Origin of the sequence: Corynebacterium sp. LaCa78, assembly GCF_046717505.1 — a bacterium.
Taxonomy (GTDB): domain Bacteria; phylum Actinomycetota; class Actinomycetes; order Mycobacteriales; family Mycobacteriaceae; genus Corynebacterium.
Genome location: NZ_CP177112.1, coordinates 2,282,493 through 2,302,318 on the forward strand (window position 1 = coordinate 2,282,493; position 19,826 = coordinate 2,302,318).

12 protein-coding genes and 1 pseudogene are annotated in these 19,826 nt (G+C 58.9%); 5 read left to right on the forward strand and 8 right to left on the reverse strand.

Annotation, left to right across the window (positions count from 1 at the left end; translation table 11 throughout):
• The first annotated feature begins 11 nt into the window (after window positions 1-11).
• From ACLI1O_RS10915 to ACLI1O_RS10930, 4 genes are all read left to right on the forward strand, one after another.
• A complete protein-coding gene (locus ACLI1O_RS10915) occupies window positions 12-2,165 on the forward strand; it encodes an MMPL family transporter (RefSeq protein ID WP_284772121.1) in 2,154 nt (717 codons plus the stop codon).
• Window positions 2,166-3,194 (forward strand): YbhN family protein, encoded by a 1,029-nt coding sequence (locus tag ACLI1O_RS10920; RefSeq protein ID WP_284772120.1) that lies wholly within the window; start codon window positions 2,166-2,168, stop codon window positions 3,192-3,194.
• Window positions 3,191-3,529: a DUF3054 domain-containing protein gene (locus ACLI1O_RS10925; RefSeq protein WP_284772119.1), complete on the forward strand. Its 339-nt coding sequence runs from the start codon at window positions 3,191-3,193 to the stop codon at window positions 3,527-3,529. Before ACLI1O_RS10920 ends, ACLI1O_RS10925 begins: the two co-directional genes overlap by 4 nt.
• 237 nt (window positions 3,530-3,766) lie before the next feature.
• Complete coding sequence (locus ACLI1O_RS10930; protein WP_239269286.1) at window positions 3,767-5,161, forward strand: lipase family protein; 1,395 nt, start codon at window positions 3,767-3,769, stop codon at window positions 5,159-5,161.
• Between the two features lie 254 nt (window positions 5,162-5,415).
• Here the strand turns inward: ACLI1O_RS10930 and ACLI1O_RS10935 are convergent, their stop codons facing one another.
• The 6 genes from ACLI1O_RS10935 to ACLI1O_RS10960 all read right to left on the reverse strand — a co-directional run bounded on the left by ACLI1O_RS10935 (window position 5,416) and on the right by ACLI1O_RS10960 (window position 17,024).
• The gene (locus tag ACLI1O_RS10935) at window positions 5,416-6,972 is read right to left on the reverse strand and encodes an acyl-CoA carboxylase subunit beta (RefSeq protein WP_239269287.1); all 1,557 of its coding nucleotides are present in this window, start codon (window positions 6,970-6,972) and stop codon (window positions 5,416-5,418) included.
• Window positions 6,947-11,707: a beta-ketoacyl synthase N-terminal-like domain-containing protein gene (locus tag ACLI1O_RS10940; protein ID WP_411706856.1), complete on the reverse strand. Its 4,761-nt coding sequence runs from the start codon at window positions 11,705-11,707 to the stop codon at window positions 6,947-6,949. The genes ACLI1O_RS10935 and ACLI1O_RS10940 overlap by 26 nt, the downstream gene beginning before the upstream one ends.
• A gap of 90 nt (window positions 11,708-11,797) precedes the next feature.
• Window positions 11,798-13,543: a FadD32-like long-chain-fatty-acid--AMP ligase gene (locus ACLI1O_RS10945; RefSeq protein ID WP_411706857.1), complete on the reverse strand. Its 1,746-nt coding sequence runs from the start codon at window positions 13,541-13,543 to the stop codon at window positions 11,798-11,800.
• Between the two features lie 59 nt (window positions 13,544-13,602).
• Window positions 13,603-14,523, reverse strand: coding sequence for a cutinase family protein (locus ACLI1O_RS10950; RefSeq protein ID WP_239269290.1), 921 nt, complete (start codon window positions 14,521-14,523; stop codon window positions 13,603-13,605).
• Between the two features lie 33 nt (window positions 14,524-14,556).
• A complete protein-coding gene (locus ACLI1O_RS10955; protein WP_411706858.1) occupies window positions 14,557-15,072 on the reverse strand; it encodes a hypothetical protein in 516 nt (171 codons plus the stop codon).
• Between the two features lie 2 nt (window positions 15,073-15,074).
• On the reverse strand, window positions 15,075-17,024 hold the full coding sequence (locus tag ACLI1O_RS10960) for an alpha/beta hydrolase-fold protein (protein WP_239269292.1): 1,950 nt from the start codon (window positions 17,022-17,024) through the stop codon (window positions 15,075-15,077).
• Between the two features lie 307 nt (window positions 17,025-17,331).
• On the opposite strand from ACLI1O_RS10960, the gene ACLI1O_RS10965 reads away from it, so the two are divergent.
• On the forward strand, window positions 17,332-18,156 hold the full coding sequence (locus ACLI1O_RS10965) for a GDSL-type esterase/lipase family protein (RefSeq protein ID WP_239269293.1): 825 nt from the start codon (window positions 17,332-17,334) through the stop codon (window positions 18,154-18,156).
• 130 nt (window positions 18,157-18,286) lie between these two features.
• Here the strand turns inward: ACLI1O_RS10965 and ACLI1O_RS10970 are convergent.
• Both ACLI1O_RS10970 and ACLI1O_RS10975 read right to left on the reverse strand, forming a co-directional pair.
• Window positions 18,287-18,532: pseudogene (locus tag ACLI1O_RS10970) on the reverse strand (transposase); the annotation flags it as partial.
• Window positions 18,533-18,771: 239 nt separating this feature from the next.
• The gene (locus ACLI1O_RS10975) at window positions 18,772-19,806 is read right to left on the reverse strand and encodes an alpha/beta hydrolase (protein ID WP_284772114.1); all 1,035 of its coding nucleotides are present in this window, start codon (window positions 19,804-19,806) and stop codon (window positions 18,772-18,774) included.
• Window positions 19,807-19,826: the final 20 nt, after the last annotated feature.

Consider the following 19,826-nt stretch of genomic DNA (forward strand, 5'->3'; position numbering starts at 1 on the left):
GCTTACCCCACATGTTTGAAAAATGGGGACGATTTTCCTACGCGCACCGTAAGGTCATTCCCATCGTCATCCTCGGTGCCATCCTTGCCCTCTTCGTAGGCTTTGGAACCCAGCTCGAGGAACGCATGAGCCAGGAGGGCTGGGAGGACCCGAATGCGGCATCGACAAGCGCGGCGCAAATCGAACAAGAAACGTTCGGCCGCGATAATTCCGGCGACGTGATTTTGCTCTTTAGCTCGCCCGATGAGAACTTCGATGCCGCCAAGGAGCACTTGGCGCAGCTCAAAGAGGAGTACCCGGACCAGATTGACTCTGTCACCAGCTATTTCGATAGCAAGAATCCCAACCTGGTCAATGATGATCACTCGCTGGCCTTTGCTGCCATTGGGCTCAAGGGCGATGATGAACAAACCCTGAAGGATTTCCGCGCCATCGAGGGCGCGCTGACGGATACCTCCGCGCCGGTCAAGGTTGCCGGCGCCACGGCCGTGGCGGACGCCCTCGATGAAGGCATGGCAGAAGATATTGCGCGCGCGGAAAAGGCCGCGCTCCCGCTCGTTGGCCTGCTGCTTCTGGTGGTCTTTGGTTCCGTAGTGGCGGCGTTCATGCCGCTTATCGTCGGTGGCCTATCCATCCTGGGCTCGCTGGGCATTTTGGCCGTCCTGGCCGGTTTCCTGCAGGTCAACGTCTTTGCCCAGGCAGTGGTCACGCTGCTGGGGCTGGGCTTGGCCATCGATTACGGCCTATTTATGGTCTCCCGCTTCCGTGAGGAACTGGATAAGGGAAGTTCCACCAAGGATGCCGTGGCCACCACCACCGCCACCGCCGGGCAGACCGTGGTCTTTTCCGCGGCGATGGTCGCCGTCGCGCTCTCTGGGCTCTTCCTCTTCCCCCAGGCCTTCTTGAAGTCCGTTGCCTATGGCTCGATTTCCGCCGTCGGCCTGGCGGCCCTTTTGTCCGTCACCGTTTTGCCGGCCCTGTTTGGCATGCTCGGGCCCAAGATCGACCTGTGGTCGGTACGCCGCACCTCCCGCACGGCCCGCACCATTCAGGACACCTGGTGGTACAAGCTGCCGCGCTGGGCCATGCGCCGCGCCAAGGGCCTGACCCTGGCCATCTGTGGCCTGCTCATTGCGCTCGCACTGCCGATCATGAGCATCACCTTCGGCGGCATCAACGAAACCTACCTGCCGCCCAACCACGACACTCGCGTGGCGCAGGATACCTTCAACGACGAGTTCCCTGCCTTCCGCACCGAGCCGGTCAAGCTCGTGGTGGAAGGCGCCACCAACGAGCAGCTTGTCGATGTCGTCATGCAAGTCCGCGGCCTCGACGGCCTTACCGAGCCCATGGGTCCATCGACCGCCACCAAGGACGGGACTACTGTCCTTTCGGCTGGCATTAAGGACCGCGAGGACTACGCACAAATCGTCCACGAACTCGAGGACGTCAAAGCGCCCGAGGGCGTCAACCTGTATGTCGGCGGCACGCCAGCCATGGAGGTCGAGTCGCTCGATGCCCTCTTCCACAAGCTGCCGTGGATGGCGCTGTACGTCGTACTCGCCACCTTCATCCTCATGGCATTAGTCTTTGGCTCTTTCGTGCTGCCGATTAAGGCCATTGTCATGACGCTGTTGACCCTGGGCGCCACCCTGGGCATCCTCACGCTCATGTTCGTCATCGGCGTGGGCTCTGGCGCGCTGAACTTCTCGCCCGGCCCGCTGATGAGCCCCATTCTGGTGCTGATCATCGCCATCATTTATGGACTGTCCACCGACTACGAGGTCTTTTTGGTCTCCCGCATGGTGGAGGCGCGGCGGCGCGGCGATTCCACGGATGAGGCCATCGCCACAGGCACCGCGCATACCGGCGGCATCATCACAGCGGCGGCCCTGATTATGATCGTGGTGGCGGGCGCGTTCGGCTTCTCCGATATCGTGATGATGAAATACATCGCGTACGGCATGATTTTTGCGCTGCTTATCGATGCCACCATTGTCCGCATGCTCCTCGTACCCGCCGTTATGCACCTGCTGCGCGAGGATAACTGGTGGGCGCCTAGCTGGTTGCACCACTTGACCACTAGGCTTTCTGGTAGTACCACCCGCCGTGGGAAGACCATTCCCTTCAGTGAGTTAAAGCGGCGCCTTGAAGGAGATAAATAATTGAAAAATTGGCTGCAAGTTATCGCCTCGCTCGTCATCCTGGCCATCCTCATCTATGTCTTCCGCGATGAGCTGGACTTTTTAAGCGAAGGCTTCTCCCGGCTCTCCCACGCCGAACCAGGGCCGGTAACGCTCGTGGTCGTTGCCTCCATCCTCTCCGTCGTGGCCATGGGTGAGGTCATGCGCCTGCTCATCCGCGCCGGTGGCGTGGAGGTGGAGGCCACGGAAACCGCCGCGCTTACCTTTGCATCCAATTCGTGGTCCACCACCATGCCCGCAGGCCCCGCCTTTTCTGCCATTTTGACCTTCCACGTGCAGCGCACCTGGGGCGCCTCGGTGGTCCTGTGCGGCTGGTTCTTCGTGCTGTCATCGGCCATTTCCACCCTGTGGCTGGTGCTTATTGGGCTCGGCGGCGTGCTCTTCCTCAATGCCGATATGGCCCTGTGGTCCCTCATCGGCACATTGGCAGCGATGCTGGCGCTCTCCGGCGGGCTCTTCTGGCTAAGCAACCACCCCGAAACGCTCGAGCGCTGGGTAAAAAAGCAGCGGCTGATAAAGGGTTCCAAGCGCGAAGCACTGCTCGAGCACGTAGAGAGCCTCAAGGAAGTGCACCTCACCCGCCGGCAATTCGCCTGGGCGTCGTTCTACTCCTTGACCAACCGGCTCATTGACATGGTCGCGCTCTGGGGCTGCGTCTGGGCTGTGACCGGCCAGATGCCAACGACCGATTCGGCCGATAACACCACCACCATCGCCGGCGTCGCGCTGGCTTATCTCACCGCCAAGCTGGCCGGCTCCGCCCAGGTCACTCCGGCGGGTCTCGGCACGGTGGAAGCGGCGATCATCGCCACGCTCGTGGCCACGGGCATGACCGCAGTCGATGCCACCAGCACGGCGATCATCTACCGCCTTATCTCTTTTGCCTTCATCACCGCTATCGGCTGGGTCATTTACTTCTGGCACTATGCCCGCAAGGGCATTACCTACGCCGCGCTATCCCGTAAAGAAAAAGAAAAGGAAACCGTATGACTTCCACGCGTATCGCTCCGCTCATTGACATCATCGCCTTGATGATTTTCGCCATCGCCGCCCGCCTCGCCCACGGCGGATTGAGCTTTTCCAGCTGGGTCGATGCCTTCTGGCCTTGGGCGGTAGGCGCGCTCATCGGCTGGGCCATCATCCTCGCCACAAAGGTCCAGGGCAAGTGGAAAGAGGGCGTTGTAGTCTGGCTGTCTGCCATCATCGGCGGCATGGCCCTGTGGATCATGGTCAATGACCGCCTGCCACATTGGAGCTTCCTCATCGTTGCGACCGTGATGTCCGCCCTGTTCTTCTTTGGCTGGCGGCTATTTGCCCGTAAATAAATACGCCCAGCCCATGGGAAAGACGCTTTCCCTAGGGCACACATCAGTCAAATTCAATCATCAGTTTTTGGCTTTGCGCTGTCCACCTCGCCCCTTGTAGGGGTGATCGGCTCAAAATAACATTTCAACCTAATAGTACGGGAAAGCTTTTAGTGAATAATTGCCCGTATCCGAACACAGAATTTCAAAATCGGATACCGCTCAATTATCCCTACAAGAAGTTGAAAGGCTCCCGTAGTGAAAGCTGCAACCCGTAACTATCTAGCGCTTGTGGCCTCAGGGGTTCTCATCACTGCCGCTTCCCCTGTCGCCGGCGCTATCGATTCTGTCGAATCGGCTCCACCGATTGAAGAGAATTCAGAGCTTCCAGAATCCTCTTTTATTGACGAGGCACTTAAAAGCTCAGGACCCGCTGAAGATTCACAAGAGGCGGCATCAATGGCCGAAGAAGCCTCCAAACTCCCTCCCCTTTCATCAGGGCTGTTGGGTTCAGGTGACCATATTGGAGACCAATACACTGCTTTCTATCATGATCCGGTAGACCTCGATTCCTCGGAGCCAGGACAGCTCTTCCGATCAGAATCTGTGCGCAACCCCAAAAATCCACTTGGCATCAGCAACGTCGGCCCCTATAAGGCAGACCGCATACTCTATTCTTCCACCAACCGTTCTGGAGAAAAGATCCAAGTAAGCGGGATGGTCATTGAGCCCAAGGCCGAGTGGGGCGGAGAAGGCCCACGCCCTGTCGTAGCATTTGCGCCGGGAACCCAAGGTTTAGCGGACCGCTGTGCCGCATCTCGTAAAATTGCAGACGGGGTAGGAGACTACGAGCAGTTCTATTTCCATCAGTACCTTAAGAAGGGCTATGCCGTAGTACTCACCGACTACGAGGGCCTTGGCACCCCTGGCATGCACACGTACATGGATCGTGCATCCCAAGGCCATACGGTCCTCGATAGCATTCGAGCTGCGCAGCAACTGGATGGCTGGGACATTAACGAATCCAACCCAGTATTCATCAATGGCTATTCCCAAGGCGGAGGAGCCGCTGCCGCTGCCGCCGAGCTATATGACGACTATGCTCCGGAGCTCAACATCAAGCTTGCGACTATTGGTGCTGCCCCAACAGATCTAACGTTGTTGCCTTCTGCCCTCGATGGATCATTGTATTTCCTCTTCGAGGCGTATGCCCTTTTGGGACTAAGCAACTCCTATGGCGAGGATCTGTACTCGCATCTCAATGACAGGGGCACACGAAAGCTACAGGATGCGACGAATACCTGCACCATGGGGCTTCTTAAAACCGCCGACACTACCGTGGAGCGGATCAGCAACGATGGCAGGAACGTGCAGGACTTTATTGACAGCGAGCCTTTCAAATCGATACTGGCAGAGCAGCATATTGGCTACGATGCACCCGCTATTCCAGTCGTCATCACGCATGGCCGCGGTGACGACGTTATTCCGTTTTCTACCGCTGAAAAGCTCGTCGATGAATGGACTGAGCGCGGCACCGATGTCACTTTCATCCCCAATAACGCCCACACTCACCCGACCGGTACCATCCCGCACATCATCGAATCAGTAAAAGCGATCGACGCCACCCTACAGCACGAGAAGGGAAGCCAGTAAATACTTGCTCTCCCCCTACACCATGTAAAAAGGCTCCGAGGCAAACAAGCCTCGAAGCCTTAAATATGTGCGAAATATTCTCAGCTTAGAACGGCACGTTGATTGGCACGCCCGCTGCGAACTGGTTGTACGCCCAGTAAGCGTAGCCAATGATCTCACCAATCAGGTCGAGAGCGTAGAGCAAATTAAACAAGGGATTCTCCTTCAGCTGTCACGAAACTCTTATTTAGGTATCGCGACGCCGTAGCACCGCGTTACATCGGCGCAATATTGTGCTTTTTGGGCAGGTCATGCGCCGACTTCGTAGCCAATTGCCGCAGCGCCTGGCGCAGGGCAATGCGCGATTGATTCGGCTGAATCATGGCATCGAGGTAGCCGCGTTCCGCCGCAACGTAGGGTGCCGTCATGGTCTCATCGTAGAAGTCCATGAACATCTTCTTGGTCATCTCGCGCTGCTCTGGGGTCTCGGCGGCCTCGAGCTGCTTGCCTGCGATCATGACCACGGCGGCGGCCGCGCCCATGACGGCGATCTGCGCGGTAGGCCACGCCAAGTTAATATCGCCGCTTAAGTTCTTCGACCCCATGACGGCATAGGCGCCGCCGTAGGCCTTGCGCACGATGAGCGAGACCTTCGGCACGGTCGCCTCCACGACCGCGAAGGCAAACTTCGCACCGCGGTGAATCAGGCCCACCTTCTCCTGCTCTACGCCCGGCAGGTAGCCAGGCGTATCGACGACGAAGACGAGCGGAACGTTATAGGCATCGCAGATGCGGATAAATCGCGCGCCCTTATCGGCGGCATCGGCATCGATGCAGCCGGCCAAGTGCATGGGGTTATTGGCCACAAAGCCCACCGTTTTGCCGTCGATGCGGCCAAAGGCGGTGATCATATTCGGCGCGAAGTTTTCTTGGATTTCGATGAGCTCATCGTCATCGCCAAGCTGGGTGAGCAAATCCATCATGTCGTAGCCGGCGTTGGTGTCATCCGGCATGAAGGAATCTAGATCCTCGTCTTCGATGATTTCGGCATCGGAAGGAGCGGGGAAGGTCGGCGACTCGTCAAAGCAGGTCAGCGGCAGGTGATCCAAAATATCGCGCACCATGTCAAAGGCGTCTTCCTCAGAATCCACCACGGCAGAGACGTTGCCGTTCAGCTCCTGCTGGCGGGCACCGCCGAGTTCAGCGGAGGTGACGTCTTCACCGGTAACCTCACGGATGACGTTGGGGCCGGTGACATACATTTCCGCTTCCTCATCCACAGCGATGACAAAGTCAGTGGTCACCGGCGCGTAGACCGCGCCACCGGCGGATTTACCCATCATGATGGAAATCTGCGGGCTGCGGCCAGAAAGCGGCAGCTGACGGCGGGCGATTTCGGAGTACATGGCCAGCGAGGTCACAGCGTCTTGGATGCGGGCGCCACCGGAATCTTGGATGCCGATGACCGGACAGCCAATCTTGATGGCCATATCCATGATCTCGGTGACCTTCTTGCCAAAGGTCACGCCCACGGAACCGCCGTAGACCGTCTTATCGTGGGCATAAATGCACACAGGCCGGCCGGATACGCGGCCATAACCTGTAACCACACCATCGGAATAGATGGCCTCCGGGTCACCCGGGGTCTTGCCCAAGGAACCGGTTTCCACAAAGGAACCTTCATCCAAGAGCTCGTTGATGCGCTGGCGAGGGGTGGTACGGCCTGCCTCGTCGCGGCGTGTGCGGGAACGCTCGCTGCCTGGATCTTGCGCCTCTTCTAGGCGTTTGCGCAGGTCGGCGAGTTTCTCAGCGGTTGTTTGCTTGGCCGCCACGTATCTTCTCCTCGATCCAATCGTTCATATGCTTGCCCACGATGCCAATGGCTGGCTCGTCCGGCACTGCCAAGTGATCGCCGGGCAGCTGCACAATATCTAGATCCTTAACGATAACGCCCCAGCCGCCATCCGGATCAATCTCAGCGTAGCGCGGCTCCAGCTCGATCGCACCGTCATGCATCCGCTCGGAGCGGAAAAGCAGCACGGGAACGCTGACATCGGCCCAGCGGTGGAAATCGATCTTGGCCAAAATCTGGTTATCCACGAAGGACGCGCGCTGGTGCTCCAGGACGCCGGCGGATAGGCCGTGTTCGGAGGCATCCGTAGTGGCCAAGAATTCCGCCAGCATGGTCATCAAGGCATCCTCGCCCATGGTTTCCAGCATCTCGTACGGCGGCTCGAAGTCTAGGCCGTAGGTCTTCTTGGCAAAGGCAGCGTAGCGCTCCCACCGGGCGCGGGTTTCTTCCGGCGTATCCGGTGCCGGGTGGGAGGGCTGCGTGGTATCGAGCAAGGAAATGAAGGCGACCTCGGCGCTCTCTTCCCCGCGCTTGCTGCGCTCTGCCAGCTGGTAGGCCACCTCATAGGCCAAGGCGCCACCAAAGGACCAACCGCCAAGGACGACCTTGCGGCCGCGCGCAGAGCGAACGATATCCTCAATATAGGCTGCGGCGCGCTCCTCTAAGGAGCCTTCAATCCTTTCGACGCCGTAAACGGCGACATCCGCTGGCAGCCGCCGGGTCAGCGGCTGATAGACCACCGTGGTTCCACCGGCCGGGTGGAACATGAATACGGCTGGGCCATCGGCCTCGCGCAGGACGCGAATATTTCCCTCCACCTCGGTCTCAAGGCCCTCACGGACCAGGTCAGCCAAGGTTTCCAGTGCTTCGGCGTCGAGAACCTGCTGCGCGGTGACATCGATGTGGGCGCGCTCGCGCAAACGCTCGGCGATCTGTGCTGCCGCTTCCTCAGAGATCTCCGGAAGCGGCGAGGTCACGCCCGCCGGGGCCTTGCCGGTAATGCTTGCCCACGTGCCAAAGACCATGCGTTCAGAGGCATCGCGCGGGGCGACGCCCACGCCCTGCTCCGAGTCTTGGGTGGTCTCGTCTGCTGCGGGTGCCGCGGACTCGGTAGTCGACGCAGCATCGGCACTGTTCTCACTGTTATCAATGCGGCCGCCGGCAACGGCTTCCTCAACCATGGTGATGACGTCTGCCAAGGAGGCATCGCGAAGCGCCTGCACCTGCAGCGGTGGAATCTGGAAGTCATTTTCCACGCGGTTTTTAATGCGCATGCCCATCAGGGAATCGAGGCCCAGGTCAATCAGCGGCAGCTCGCGCGGCAGATCCGAGACGTCATATCCCATGGATTCGGACACGATAAGCGCCAGGCGGTCCTCGACGGTTTCTTGGCGCGGATCCCAGCGCACCGCGTCTACATTCGCGTCATCGGCAGTCGGCTCCGGGGCGGCGCTGCCCTCTGGCACCGCTGCGACCCCGGGGATCGCACCCGCGCCCAAGTCCAAGCCGGAGGCAAAACCTTCCGCCAAGAACTCCGTCCGGGTGTCCTGCACGCTGTAGACGGCGATGGACATGCCGCCGATGGACGTGGTGACCACGGTGGTTATTTCCCCGTACGGAGGGAGATCGCGGTGTTCCTCCGCGGCCACGATGTGCGCCCCAGGCTGCACCGCTTCTGCGGCGGCCTCCACGATGGCCAGCGTGGACGGGGCCTGATCCGCGTTGGTGGAAAAGGCTACCTTGCCCTCCGGCAAGTTCACGCGGTTACCGGGCAGGCCGGAGACCCCGGCCGAAGGCCGCGCATTGGTCCAAAAACGCTGGCGGTTGAACTGCGTGTACGGCGCTTCTGCCTGCGAGCCCGAGCCCACTACGGCGGCGAAATTCACCGGGGTTCCCGTCACGTAGAGCTTGCTCAACAAATCCAACAAAGACTCGGTAGGGTCCACCTTGCGCTTTAAGCTATACAGCAATTGCGCATCGGCCTTGCCCACGGCAAACGCCGTAGACATAAGCCCCATGAGCGCCACTGGGTTCGGCGAAATCTCCACCAGCTGAGTGTGCCCTGCGGCAAATGCTTGTTCCGTAGCGTCCTGCAGGTACACCGGGTAGCGGGTCATGCGCAGCCAGTAATCCTCATCGTGGACGGTGGTGCCGGGGCGGTAGACCTCGCCCTTATCCACGGAGGAAAAGAGCGTCGTATGCAGCGGGCGGGCCTCCATGCCGGCGATGGCTGCTTCGAGTTCGCCCAAAATCGGATCGACGGCAGAGGTATGCCCCGCGGCCTTCACGTTGAGGGCGCGGGCGAATTTCCCTTCATCGTCGAGTTTTTCCACCAACTCCAGTACCGCCTGGCGCGGACCACCCACGGTGGTCATGCCGGGGCCGGTATAGACGGCTGGCTCGATGGATGCATCGAGGGCGGCAATGTCTTCGGCGGATAGCTCGACGACGGCCATGGCTCCTTGCTCGGCATCGCTTAGCGATGCCTCTCCCTCGCCCATCAAGCGCGCGCGGTGGCAGGCAATAATCATCGCATCCCGCGCGGAAATTCCACCTGCGGCATAGGCCGCGGCGATTTCACCCATGGACATGCCCATAACGCCCGCCGGACGCACGCCGAAGGAGGCCAGTAGGTCCGTCAGCGCGATCTGGATGGCGGTGATGGCAACCTGCGCCGTTTCCGTGTCATAAGTTTGGGAATCGTCTTCAACGATGCCCAGGATGGACCAGCCTGACTCGAAATCCACGATGGCATCGAGTTCTTTCAGCCGCGTACTAAACAGCGGTGAGAGGGCGATCATGTCCTTCGCCATCTTGCGGTGTTGGGAACCAAAGCCTGAATATACGAAGACCGGCCCCTGCACCTGCGGGGAATCCGCGGCCGCAATGCCAACAGACACCTTGCCCTCAGCCACCTGGCGTAGGCGCTTAATGGCCTCTTCAGTCGAGCTAGCCATGACGACGGCGCGCGAGCGCGAGTGGTTGCGGCGCGCGACCGTGCGCGCTACATCTGCCAAGTCTGGCTGCTCTGCCTCTAAGAAATCCGCGAGCAGGCCCGCCGCACGCGCGCGGCGAGACGGCAAGAGGCCAGAGACCGGCAACGCCACCGTTCCGGTGGACAACTGCGGATCACTGGTGCGCGGGGTGCCCTGGTAATCCGTCAAGACGACGTGGGCATTCGTGCCGCCAAAGCCAAAGCCCGATACGCCGGCCACCTTTTTCCCGGAGTATTCCGGCCACTCGCGCGGGTCTTCAACGACCTCGAGGCGCTCGCCCACGAAATCGATATAGCGATTGGGCCCGGAGTAATTGATATTCGCCGGGATAATATCGTGCCGCATGGCCTCGATGACCTTGATGAGGCCCACGACACCCGCAGCGGATTCAGAGTGGCCGATATTGGTCTTGGCAGAGCCCAAGAGGACGGGCGATTCCATCCCACGCCCAGTACCCAGCACGCGACCGAGCGCGCTAGCCTCGATGGGATCTCCCAAGATGGTGCCCGTTCCGTGGGCCTCCACATAATCCACATCCTCGGGTGCTACGCCCGCGTCCGCGTAGGCACGGCGCAACACGTCTTCTTGCGCTTCTGGATTAGGTGCGGTCAGGCCATTCGAGTGACCATCGGAATTGACGGCAGAGCCCTTAAGAACGGCTAGGATTTCATCGCCATCGGCCTCCGCATCCTCCAGGCGCTTGAGCACCAGAACACCGGCGGCATCGGCACGCACGATGCCATCGGCGTCATCAGAAAAAGCATGAATGGCGCTGGTAGGAGAGGTCACGCCGAGCTCCGAAAAGGCGGTGGAGGCGTGCGGGGCGGCCAAGATATTCACGCCACCCGCCAGCGCTACATCGGCCGCACCGGTGCGCAGATCCTTGATCGCATGATCGACTGCAACCAAGGAAGACGAGCAGGCCGTGTCCACATTGATGGACGGGCCGCGGAAATCCAGGGCATAGGAAATGCGGTTGGCAACGATTGCCGAGGAATTACCCGTGAGTGCATAAGGGTGCATCTCCGTGGGATCGGCGGTAATCAGCATGCCGTAATCATTATTGGTCGAGCCCATGTACACCCCCGTGTGCGTGCCGCGCAGCTCATTGGCGGGAAGGCCCGCGTTCTCCAGCGCGTGCCATACCAACTCAAGCAGGATGCGCTGCTGCGGATCCATGTTTGCGGCCTCCAGCGGCGATAGGCCGAAAAACTCCGCGTCAAAGGATGCAATATCGTCGATATAACCGCCGTCGGTATTGTGCTGCGCGATCTTCTCGCTCATTACCGGATCCGCGCTGTACTCAGACCACCGCCCCACCGGCAGCGGCCCTGTGCCCGCGCGCGATTCAGCGAGCATGGTCCAAAATTCCGGCACATCTTTAGCGCCTGGGAAACGTCCGGACAAGCCGATAACCGCAATATCAGTACCCTGTGCAGCGCGAGCTGTGCGCTGCACGCGCGGTGCATCGTCGTGCCGCCCCGCGGGCCCATTAAGCAAGCGATTGGCTAGAAGTTCAATCGTGGGGTACTCATACGCCACCGTCGCATCGAGCTGCGTGCCTAAAAGATTTTCTAATTCACCCGACAGCACTACGGCATCTCGAGAGGAAAGACCATAGTTTTCCAGGGGGGTGGAATCTAAAATCTCTGCGGCCGCTACGCCCGTGGCCTGGGATACCCAGTCACGCAGCCATGCACGAAGTTGCTCGATGGTCATAAACCGTCTTTCCTAGTGGGGTTAATAGAACGACAAATACCTATATCGCTCTATTTTGTCACCTTGTTAACTCAACGTCCGAATCCAGCTTTAGGCTTGGTAGTCCTTCTTTGCCACGCGGCGGGCAATCTTATGCGAGGAGGTGCGCTTAATTTCTCCTGGCGCCTTCCACACGATATCGCTCGGGGTAATGCCGTGATTCTTCGTCACGGCCGTGCGAATCGCCTCGCCGGCGGCAGCGTCGCCGGACGGATCCGCATCATCGGCGCGCTCCACCAAGAGAACCAAGGACTCTGAGTTTTCGCCCTCTACGGCAAAGGCGGCGACGGAATCTGGGCGCACGTGCGCCGATGCGTCCTGCACGGTGCCTTCAATATCTTGCGGGTAGTGATTGCGCCCGGCGATGACGATGAGATCCTTAAGCCGCCCGGTGATATACAGTTCGCCTTCGATGATGGTGGCGAGATCACCGGTGGCCATCCACCAATCATCCTCCGGCAGGCCATCCTGGATGCGCTCGTCCAGAGTATTGCGGAAGGTAGCCGCGGTTTCTTCCGGGCGGTTGAGGTAGCCCGTTGCCATATTTTGTCCATGCACCCAGATTTCACCGATGGTGCCCTCTGGGACCTCGGCCTTAGTTTCAGGATCCACGATGGCCAGGTGCTGGAACGAGACGCCCTGGCCATTCGAGGCAAAAGCAACCGTTGCAGCGGACTTTTCTTCAATAACAGCGTGCCCGTCCGCCAACTTTTCGCGGTTGAAATGGGAAATGACGGGGCGCTTTTCATCCTGTGCGGTAGCGACGATGAGGGTTGCCTCCGCCAAACCGTAGGACGGACGCAGCACCGAGCGGTCAACGCTAAAAGTGTCTAAGAACTTCTGTACCGCTGGTTCCGTCACCGGCTCAGAACCAATGAGGATGCCATCAACGTTGGAGAAATCCGCGTCCTTGCCGTAGCGCGCGGCCAATTCCAAGGCGAAATTGGGCACGGCGGTATAGGTATTCTTCTCTTTACCCGGCTGGCAGCTGATGCGCTCAACCCACCGGTTGGGGTGTTGGATGAAATCGCGCGGGGTCATCATGTCCAATTCGATGCCCAAAATAGTGGTGAATAGCGCCAAGATGATGCCCATATCGTGGTGCATCGGCAGCCACGAGACCACGCGCGGTGGGAACTGCAGGTTCACCGCCCGGAAGATCTGCAGCACATTCACCAAAATCGCGCGATTGCTCAGTTCTACACCAGCAGGGGTGCGCGTTGAACCAGAGGTGTACTGCAGGAAGGCGGTGGACTCCACGCCCGCGCCAGCGACCGGCTTCCACGACGCCGCCAAGGAATCAGGCAGCGCATTGATGGAGATGACGCGCGGGCGCTCCCGCTCGGTGGAGAAGTAGCTGCGCACCGCCGCGGCCGATACGCGATTGGTCAACACGATAGGGGGCTCGCAGTCAGCAAAGACCGCCTTGAGGTGATCCGCGTGCCCCGGCTCATTCGGATCATAGAGCGGAATCGGGGTCATTCCCGCATACATCGCACCTAAGAAACCAAAGAGGTATTCGGGAGAGTTGCCTGCCAGAATGGCCACGCGGGTTCCCGGTTCTGCAACCTGTTGTAGGCGCGCTGCCACCACTTTGATCCGGGTATTGACCTCCTGGCGGCTGAGCTCACGGGCGGTGTCTTCCTCACCGTATAGCCGCTGGCGGATTACAACCTGCGAGGTATCCGTCTCTGCCTGGTAGAGGTTCTCGGCCAAGCCCGCCAAGGTGAGCTCTGCCGGGAGGGCTATATTGCCCTCGGTGTCAAAGAACTTCCCCATGAGTTGCTGTATATCCATCGATTCTCCTTTGGTAAATGGTTTTGTCTTAAAAAATATCGATGTTATAGCGCCTCACATTACACGGCGTCAATGACGCCGTGTGCCCAGTCCACAACCCACTGGTTCGCAGTAGTCCCATCAATCACGCCGTCGTTGCTGGCGTATTGCGCGTGCACCCCATTGGCCCCGATCAAATCCTTGGCGCGTTCCAAACCATTGCCCACGCCGGTGGGCGCATCACACACGGTGTCATTGGGGGCACAGATCTGGAAGGTTCTATCCGCGAGCTCTCCGAAGCCGTGCGGGCGCGCGCCGCGCATGGTAGCCCCAGGCACGATGGGCTGAACGAGGCCGGAGACGGGCTCCAAGGCAATCTCGGCACCAATTCCGCCGAGCTCGTGGCCCGGATTTTGGCCCACGCCGTTTTCACGCCGGCCATCTGCAATCAGCGCCACGCCCGCGATATTTTCTGCGGGGATTACACCTTCGCCACCGCCAATGTCATCGGCCACATCGCCGGCGATCACCGCACCTTGGGAAAAACCACTCAAAATGAACTTAGTCTGTGGGCAGCTATCATGCATGCCGCGCAGCTCTTCATTCATCTTCGCGGTGCCCTCATCACGGGAATCGTCGTAGCTCATTTCCTCCTGCGCATTGATATTTTTAAATTGCGCAGTATAAGGAAGGGTCCACACCTTTACATCATCCCCGTAAGCCTCCTGCAACGGCTGCGTAATAGACAGCATGAACGAGCGCGGATTAGCAGAAGGGTTGAGGGGATCATCGTCGGCAGCCGATTCCCAGGTACCTGGCGCGGAGATGAACTCCGCACTCGGGCACCAATCCGGCTGGGATTCCTCCGGTGGCTGCCCGGATTCTGGCCCCTCGGGGGAGCTAGGCCCCGCCGAGTCCGAGCTCGTGAGGTAATGCGCAGCCCCCGCGCCGATAACGACGAGGAGAGCGAGGACGGCAACGACGGTTATGATTTTTCGCATGAACTAGTTGTACCCGGAAAACCTCAAAGAAAGCTAGCAAAGAGCTGAACGTGCGTTGTCCTGGAGAAGCTTGGTGAGCTCCTCATAATCCATGTCAGAGCGTTGCTGTTCAATCAGTTGCCCAGCTACCGCAGGAATAGTGATGCCATTGTCACCGCAGGCCCCTTGACCGGCGCCGAGGAGCTGATCTTCTACCCCATCGACATTCACGCCGGCATCCTTCAACGAATCCAAGTACGCAGCCTCTTCCTTGGGCAGCTGCGCGGAGGGGATCTCTGAAATCTCGCGCGCACCGCGATCCTCTGGGGAGTTCGCTGAACGAGACCCATTCGTCGGCTCCGCGGATTCCTTGGATTCGGATGGCTCCTGCGAGGAGGAAGCGCTGCTGGATGCGGACTCGCTACTACTCGTGGTCGATTTTTCGGAGGTTTTTTCGCGCGACAGCGGCGCCACCGAGGTGTCATTGCCGGAGTCACTATCCACGGTGGCAGAGTCACACCCTGCCAATCCGAGGCATAAGACCGCTCCTACGAGGGCTAATTTACGCATGCTTACTTCTTTTCAGTCTGTACGCGGCCCATGACTTCACTGATCGTCCCGTGCTGGAACTCCTGCTTCAATCCACCAGCGGCGATTTCGGAGTAATCAGAAGTGGGCCAGCCAAACTCGCCTTGCTCCCAGCCCTTCTTACCCCATTCATCCATAATGGCGCCCTTCAAAATGTAGTGCGCGCCGGATTCTGGGGACCAGTAGATGGAGCCATGTTCAAACTCCTGGAAGAAGCCGCCCTCTACCTTCTTCTCACCGTCCGTGGGGAAGCCCAGTGGGGAGTCAGCGCCACCCATGTCCTTGTACTTTTTGCCAATGGCACCAAAGGAGACCTGGTTCTTGCCGTCCGGGTTGCGGGTCAGAATGCCACCTTGGAATTCCTGGACAAGGCCATCGCCCACCTTCTTTACCGGGCCGGTCGGGAACTTCAGATCGCCGCCTTCGTAGCCCTTCTCGCCCCACTTCTTGTACATGTCACCGGTAATTTCCCAGGCGCCGGTCTCTGGGCTCCAGTAAATGGAACCGTGTTCAAAACGCACGAGGCGTCCCTTGCCATCCATCGTCTTAGTTTCACCGGACTTAGGGAAGCCCAACCAGGAGGTGGGGCCACCGATTTCCGCATAGCGGGCGCCGATGCGGCCGTACAGGGCGTGCGCACCATTCTCCGGGGACCAGTACGCCGTACCGGTTTCGAAGTCTTGTGCCTTGCCCTTACCGGCAACATCATATTCGTTATTCAGGCAGGAACCGAGTATGCCTTCTTTGGTGGCCTTGGCGATATCGCCTTCGGTATTACAATCCGCACCGCGGTCAGCCTTGTCAAGGTCGAGGGCATCAGCAATGTGCGGCCATGCATTTTGCATCTCAAATTGCCAGTATTCCCAGCTGTGCACGCCGGAGGGCCGGAATTCCACTACTGGTTCCACATTGGCGCGCTTCGCGTAATCCACGAAGGTCTGGGTGGACATCCGAGAGATAACTTCCAGCCCCATGCCGGCCAGACTTGCCTGTCCCTTGGCCACCGAGTCTTCCTGGCCAAAGTCGTCCTTGCCGTTACCAGCAGAGACATAGACCTGCATGTCCTTGAGGTTTTCGATGCCCAGCTTCGGATCGTGGTCGATCCAATCCTGCGAGCCCGGCTCGCCCCACATCTTGCGGGAATCGTAGCCGCCAGCATCGCGCTGCGCAGCCATGATGGCCTGTGGCATGCCACGGGTAGTCATATCGAGGTAGCCGGAGAACGAACCCACGAAATCAAACAAGTGCGGGTTACGCTCCGCCAAGTTGACCGCTGCGGTACCGCCCATGGACAGCCCAGTCACCGCGCGCTTCTGGTTGGAGCGGTATTCATGATCCAAAATTGGGACCAATTCCTTGGTAAGGAAAGTCTCCCACTTGTAGTTCTTCCCTGCATCCGGCTGCTGCCAATCGGAGTAGAAGGAAGATTCGCCACCCACCGGCATGATGAGGTTGACGTTGCGATCCGCATACTGGTTGAGGATATTGGTCTCAATGGTCCAGCCGGACTCGTCATCGCGGGCGCGCAGGCCATCAAGTGCCCATACCTCTGGGAACTTCTTCTCCGGCTGCGAATACCAGTCGCGCGCGAGCTGGATCTGCACCTTCTGCTCGTGATCCGGCATGGCTGCGGACTGGATATAAACCATCAGGTGACGGTTGGACAGGTACTCCACACGGTTGATCTTTACGCCATCCGGCAGCCCCTCCACCTGTGGGTATTCGGTCTCCACTGGGGTACGGGCCGGCGGATCCTTAGGCGCAAAGTGATCAGACAGGCTGCTGCCGTTGCCTGGCTGAGCGGAGCTCATGTCACCAAGAGAGCTTTGGGCGGTGGCGTTGGGCAGCAGGGCAAGTCCAACGGCAATGGCGGTCGGCATGGCTGCTACCGCGAGCCCCTTACGGACCTTGCCCGGGGAAGTGTTTTTGCGCATAGGTAAACGTCCTTGAAGATTTACCGCGGCCGCATTCCGAAGGTTCCCCTCCTCCGGACTGCTACCTGCGGCGTGAGCTGTCTATTGTGCGCTTAAGTTTAAGTTGAACTTGAAGCTTTGGAAAGGCTGACACGCCGTGCAAAGTTATATCACCATTTATCTCGATGCAGAGGCTGTCCCCCGGAATCACCCAATAAGCAATCTCCCAGCTTAACTACAGACTGGACTCTCACCAAGAAACCACTAAGATAACCACAGCATGCACAAAGGTGCCCCCTGTAAACATCCCCTACCCAAGGCGAAAGATATGAAAAACATAAAGACCAAAATCACCGCCGGACTCATCGCCCTCACCACAAGCCTCACCATGGCCCAGACTGCAAATGCGGACCAAGGCAAGGAAATGGTCACCTTCGGCGATTCCTTCACCGCCAACGGCGGCGCACCAGGAGACCGAGGAGCAACCTCCCCATACAAGCGCCCCTTCCACCCCTGCTTCAACGACAAGCACAACTGGGCGCACCAAACCGCCAACAACCTCGACCACAACCTCGCCGACTACTCCTGCAACGGAACCAGCGTCTGGGTCAACCAACACGTCGACGACGCCATCAAACAAGGCAACATCGGCCACGACACCAAAGAAGTAGTATTCATGTACGGCGGCCTCCAACAAGGCACCTACTTCGACGCCCTAGCCAACGCCACCCTCCCCGACGTTCCCAAAGCCTCCACCTACCGCGGACTACTAGACTTCCAATTCAACAAAATCCGCAAAGCCGCACCCAACGCCCGCATCACCATGGTCAACTACGTCCCAATGACCGTCAACGACACCCTGTGCGTAGTCAACCACGACCAGCTGCAGCTCCCAGTAACTATCCCGGGCGCAACAACCGCAGAAGACGAATTCAACCGCGAAATCGGACGCGCAGCACACGACCTCGGAGTCAACTTCATCAACCTCCACGACCAAGCAAAGACCCACGACCCCTGCCAACCAGACACCAACCAACGATGGGCCACACTCGTGCAGACCCCAACCGCCCCATCCGTCATGCCACTACACCCAACAGACGTAGGACACGACGGAATGACCCAAATCATCACCCGAGAACTCCAAAACCACTAACCAAAGCACGAACCCGCAACACCACCGAAAGCGCCATGAACTAGTCCCCAAGAGTTGGACTGATTCGCTTCTAGGTGGCTAGGGGCGCAAGGGCCTGATTCCGATATTACATCGGGGTCAGGCCCTTAAGTCATTGTTGGGTGCGTTCGGTGTTGTACCACTGGATGTAATCTTCGATCGCCTGGGTGAACTCCTCGACGGTGTTGAAGTCTTCTCCGTGGTATATCTCGCTTTTCAGGTGACCGAAAGCGTTCTCTATTACTGCGTTGTCGTAGCAGTTGGCTGTACGCGACATCGACTGAACGCCGCCGTTGTCGTGGATCAATGTCCGCCAGGTTGAATGCTGGTATTGGAAGCCTTCATCTGTATTTTTCAGCTAGGCATTTTCGGCCGGCAACAGTTCGTTTTTGCGACGCTGTTTGTCTCCTTCAGTAAGCCCCTCCGGCTTGGTGCCCCTGCCCTGTTCGAAACGCTCCACCCTTTGCTCGCGCTGCGTTTCACTTAGCGAACTTCATAGTCCCAAAGAAAAATGCTCCCCACTAGTTGGTAGCTGATTTCTCAGTCCAACTACTGGGGAGCAGTTCAAACGGCGCGGGGATAGTCCGTTAGTGAGCCTTACCAGGCATTCAAAGCGTTGAGAACGCGTGGCTTGGAAGCATTGAGCTGGTAGTCCCATTGGTACCAGTTATGCAAGCCCTCGGCCGGGTAGCTCACCGTTGGGTTCAGACCCTGCAGTCGAGCGGCGCCTTCCCAAGCGCGGGTGGTCAGCTGAGAACCAACCTCCAGTGCGACACCCGGTGCTTGGAACTTCGGTGGGAGGGTTTCCTTATCCAATTGACCCGGCATACCGGATGCGGCTGAAATATAAACATCGGTACCACCATCGCGCAGCTGCGGAATCAGCATGAGCGGGTCATTCTGGAAACGCCTTGGGTTAAATAGGGAACCGTACATGGCGTTGACATTGAACCCGCCTACATCCAGCATGGCCAAACGAAGGACAGTCTGGGCACCTGGAACCGTCATAGTCAAGTAACCAGAGTAGGACAGTACCTGCTTGAACTGGTCAGTGTGCTTAGCAGCCAAAGTCATGGCGGAACCGGCACCCATGGAGAGGCCAGCGATCGCATTGTTGTTGCGGGCCACGCCAAAGTTCTGCTCGAGGTAGGCAGGAAGCTCCTGGGTAAGGAAGGTCTCCCACTTGTAGTTAACCGGATCGTTCGGATCATACTTGCCCGGTGCCTGCCAGTCGGCATAGAAAGAAGACTCGCCACCTGCCGGCATCACGAGGGTGAGGTTGCTGTCCGAGTAGGTCTTTGCGGCATTAACCTCGCTATGCGGGCTAACCCAGCCGCTGGTTGCGTAGGTAGCGCGCATGCCATCCAATAGGTAGAAACCAGCGTTGCCGCCATTCTTTGCGGGCTGGATCTGTACCGGGATATTACGGTTCATGGACGGGGACCAGACATCACAGCGCTGAACCCAAAATCCAACTGGGTCCCATTCACAGGTGCCAGTATTATCCGGACGCAGCCAATCGCGGTTTCCCGCGTGTGCCTGCTGCGTGCCGCCTGCCACTACGGCGAGGCCAAGCGCTACGGCCACCGCCATGATGACCGATAGGACGCGTCCCCTCAAAGATGCAGTCATCTTTCTCCTCCACAAAGTAC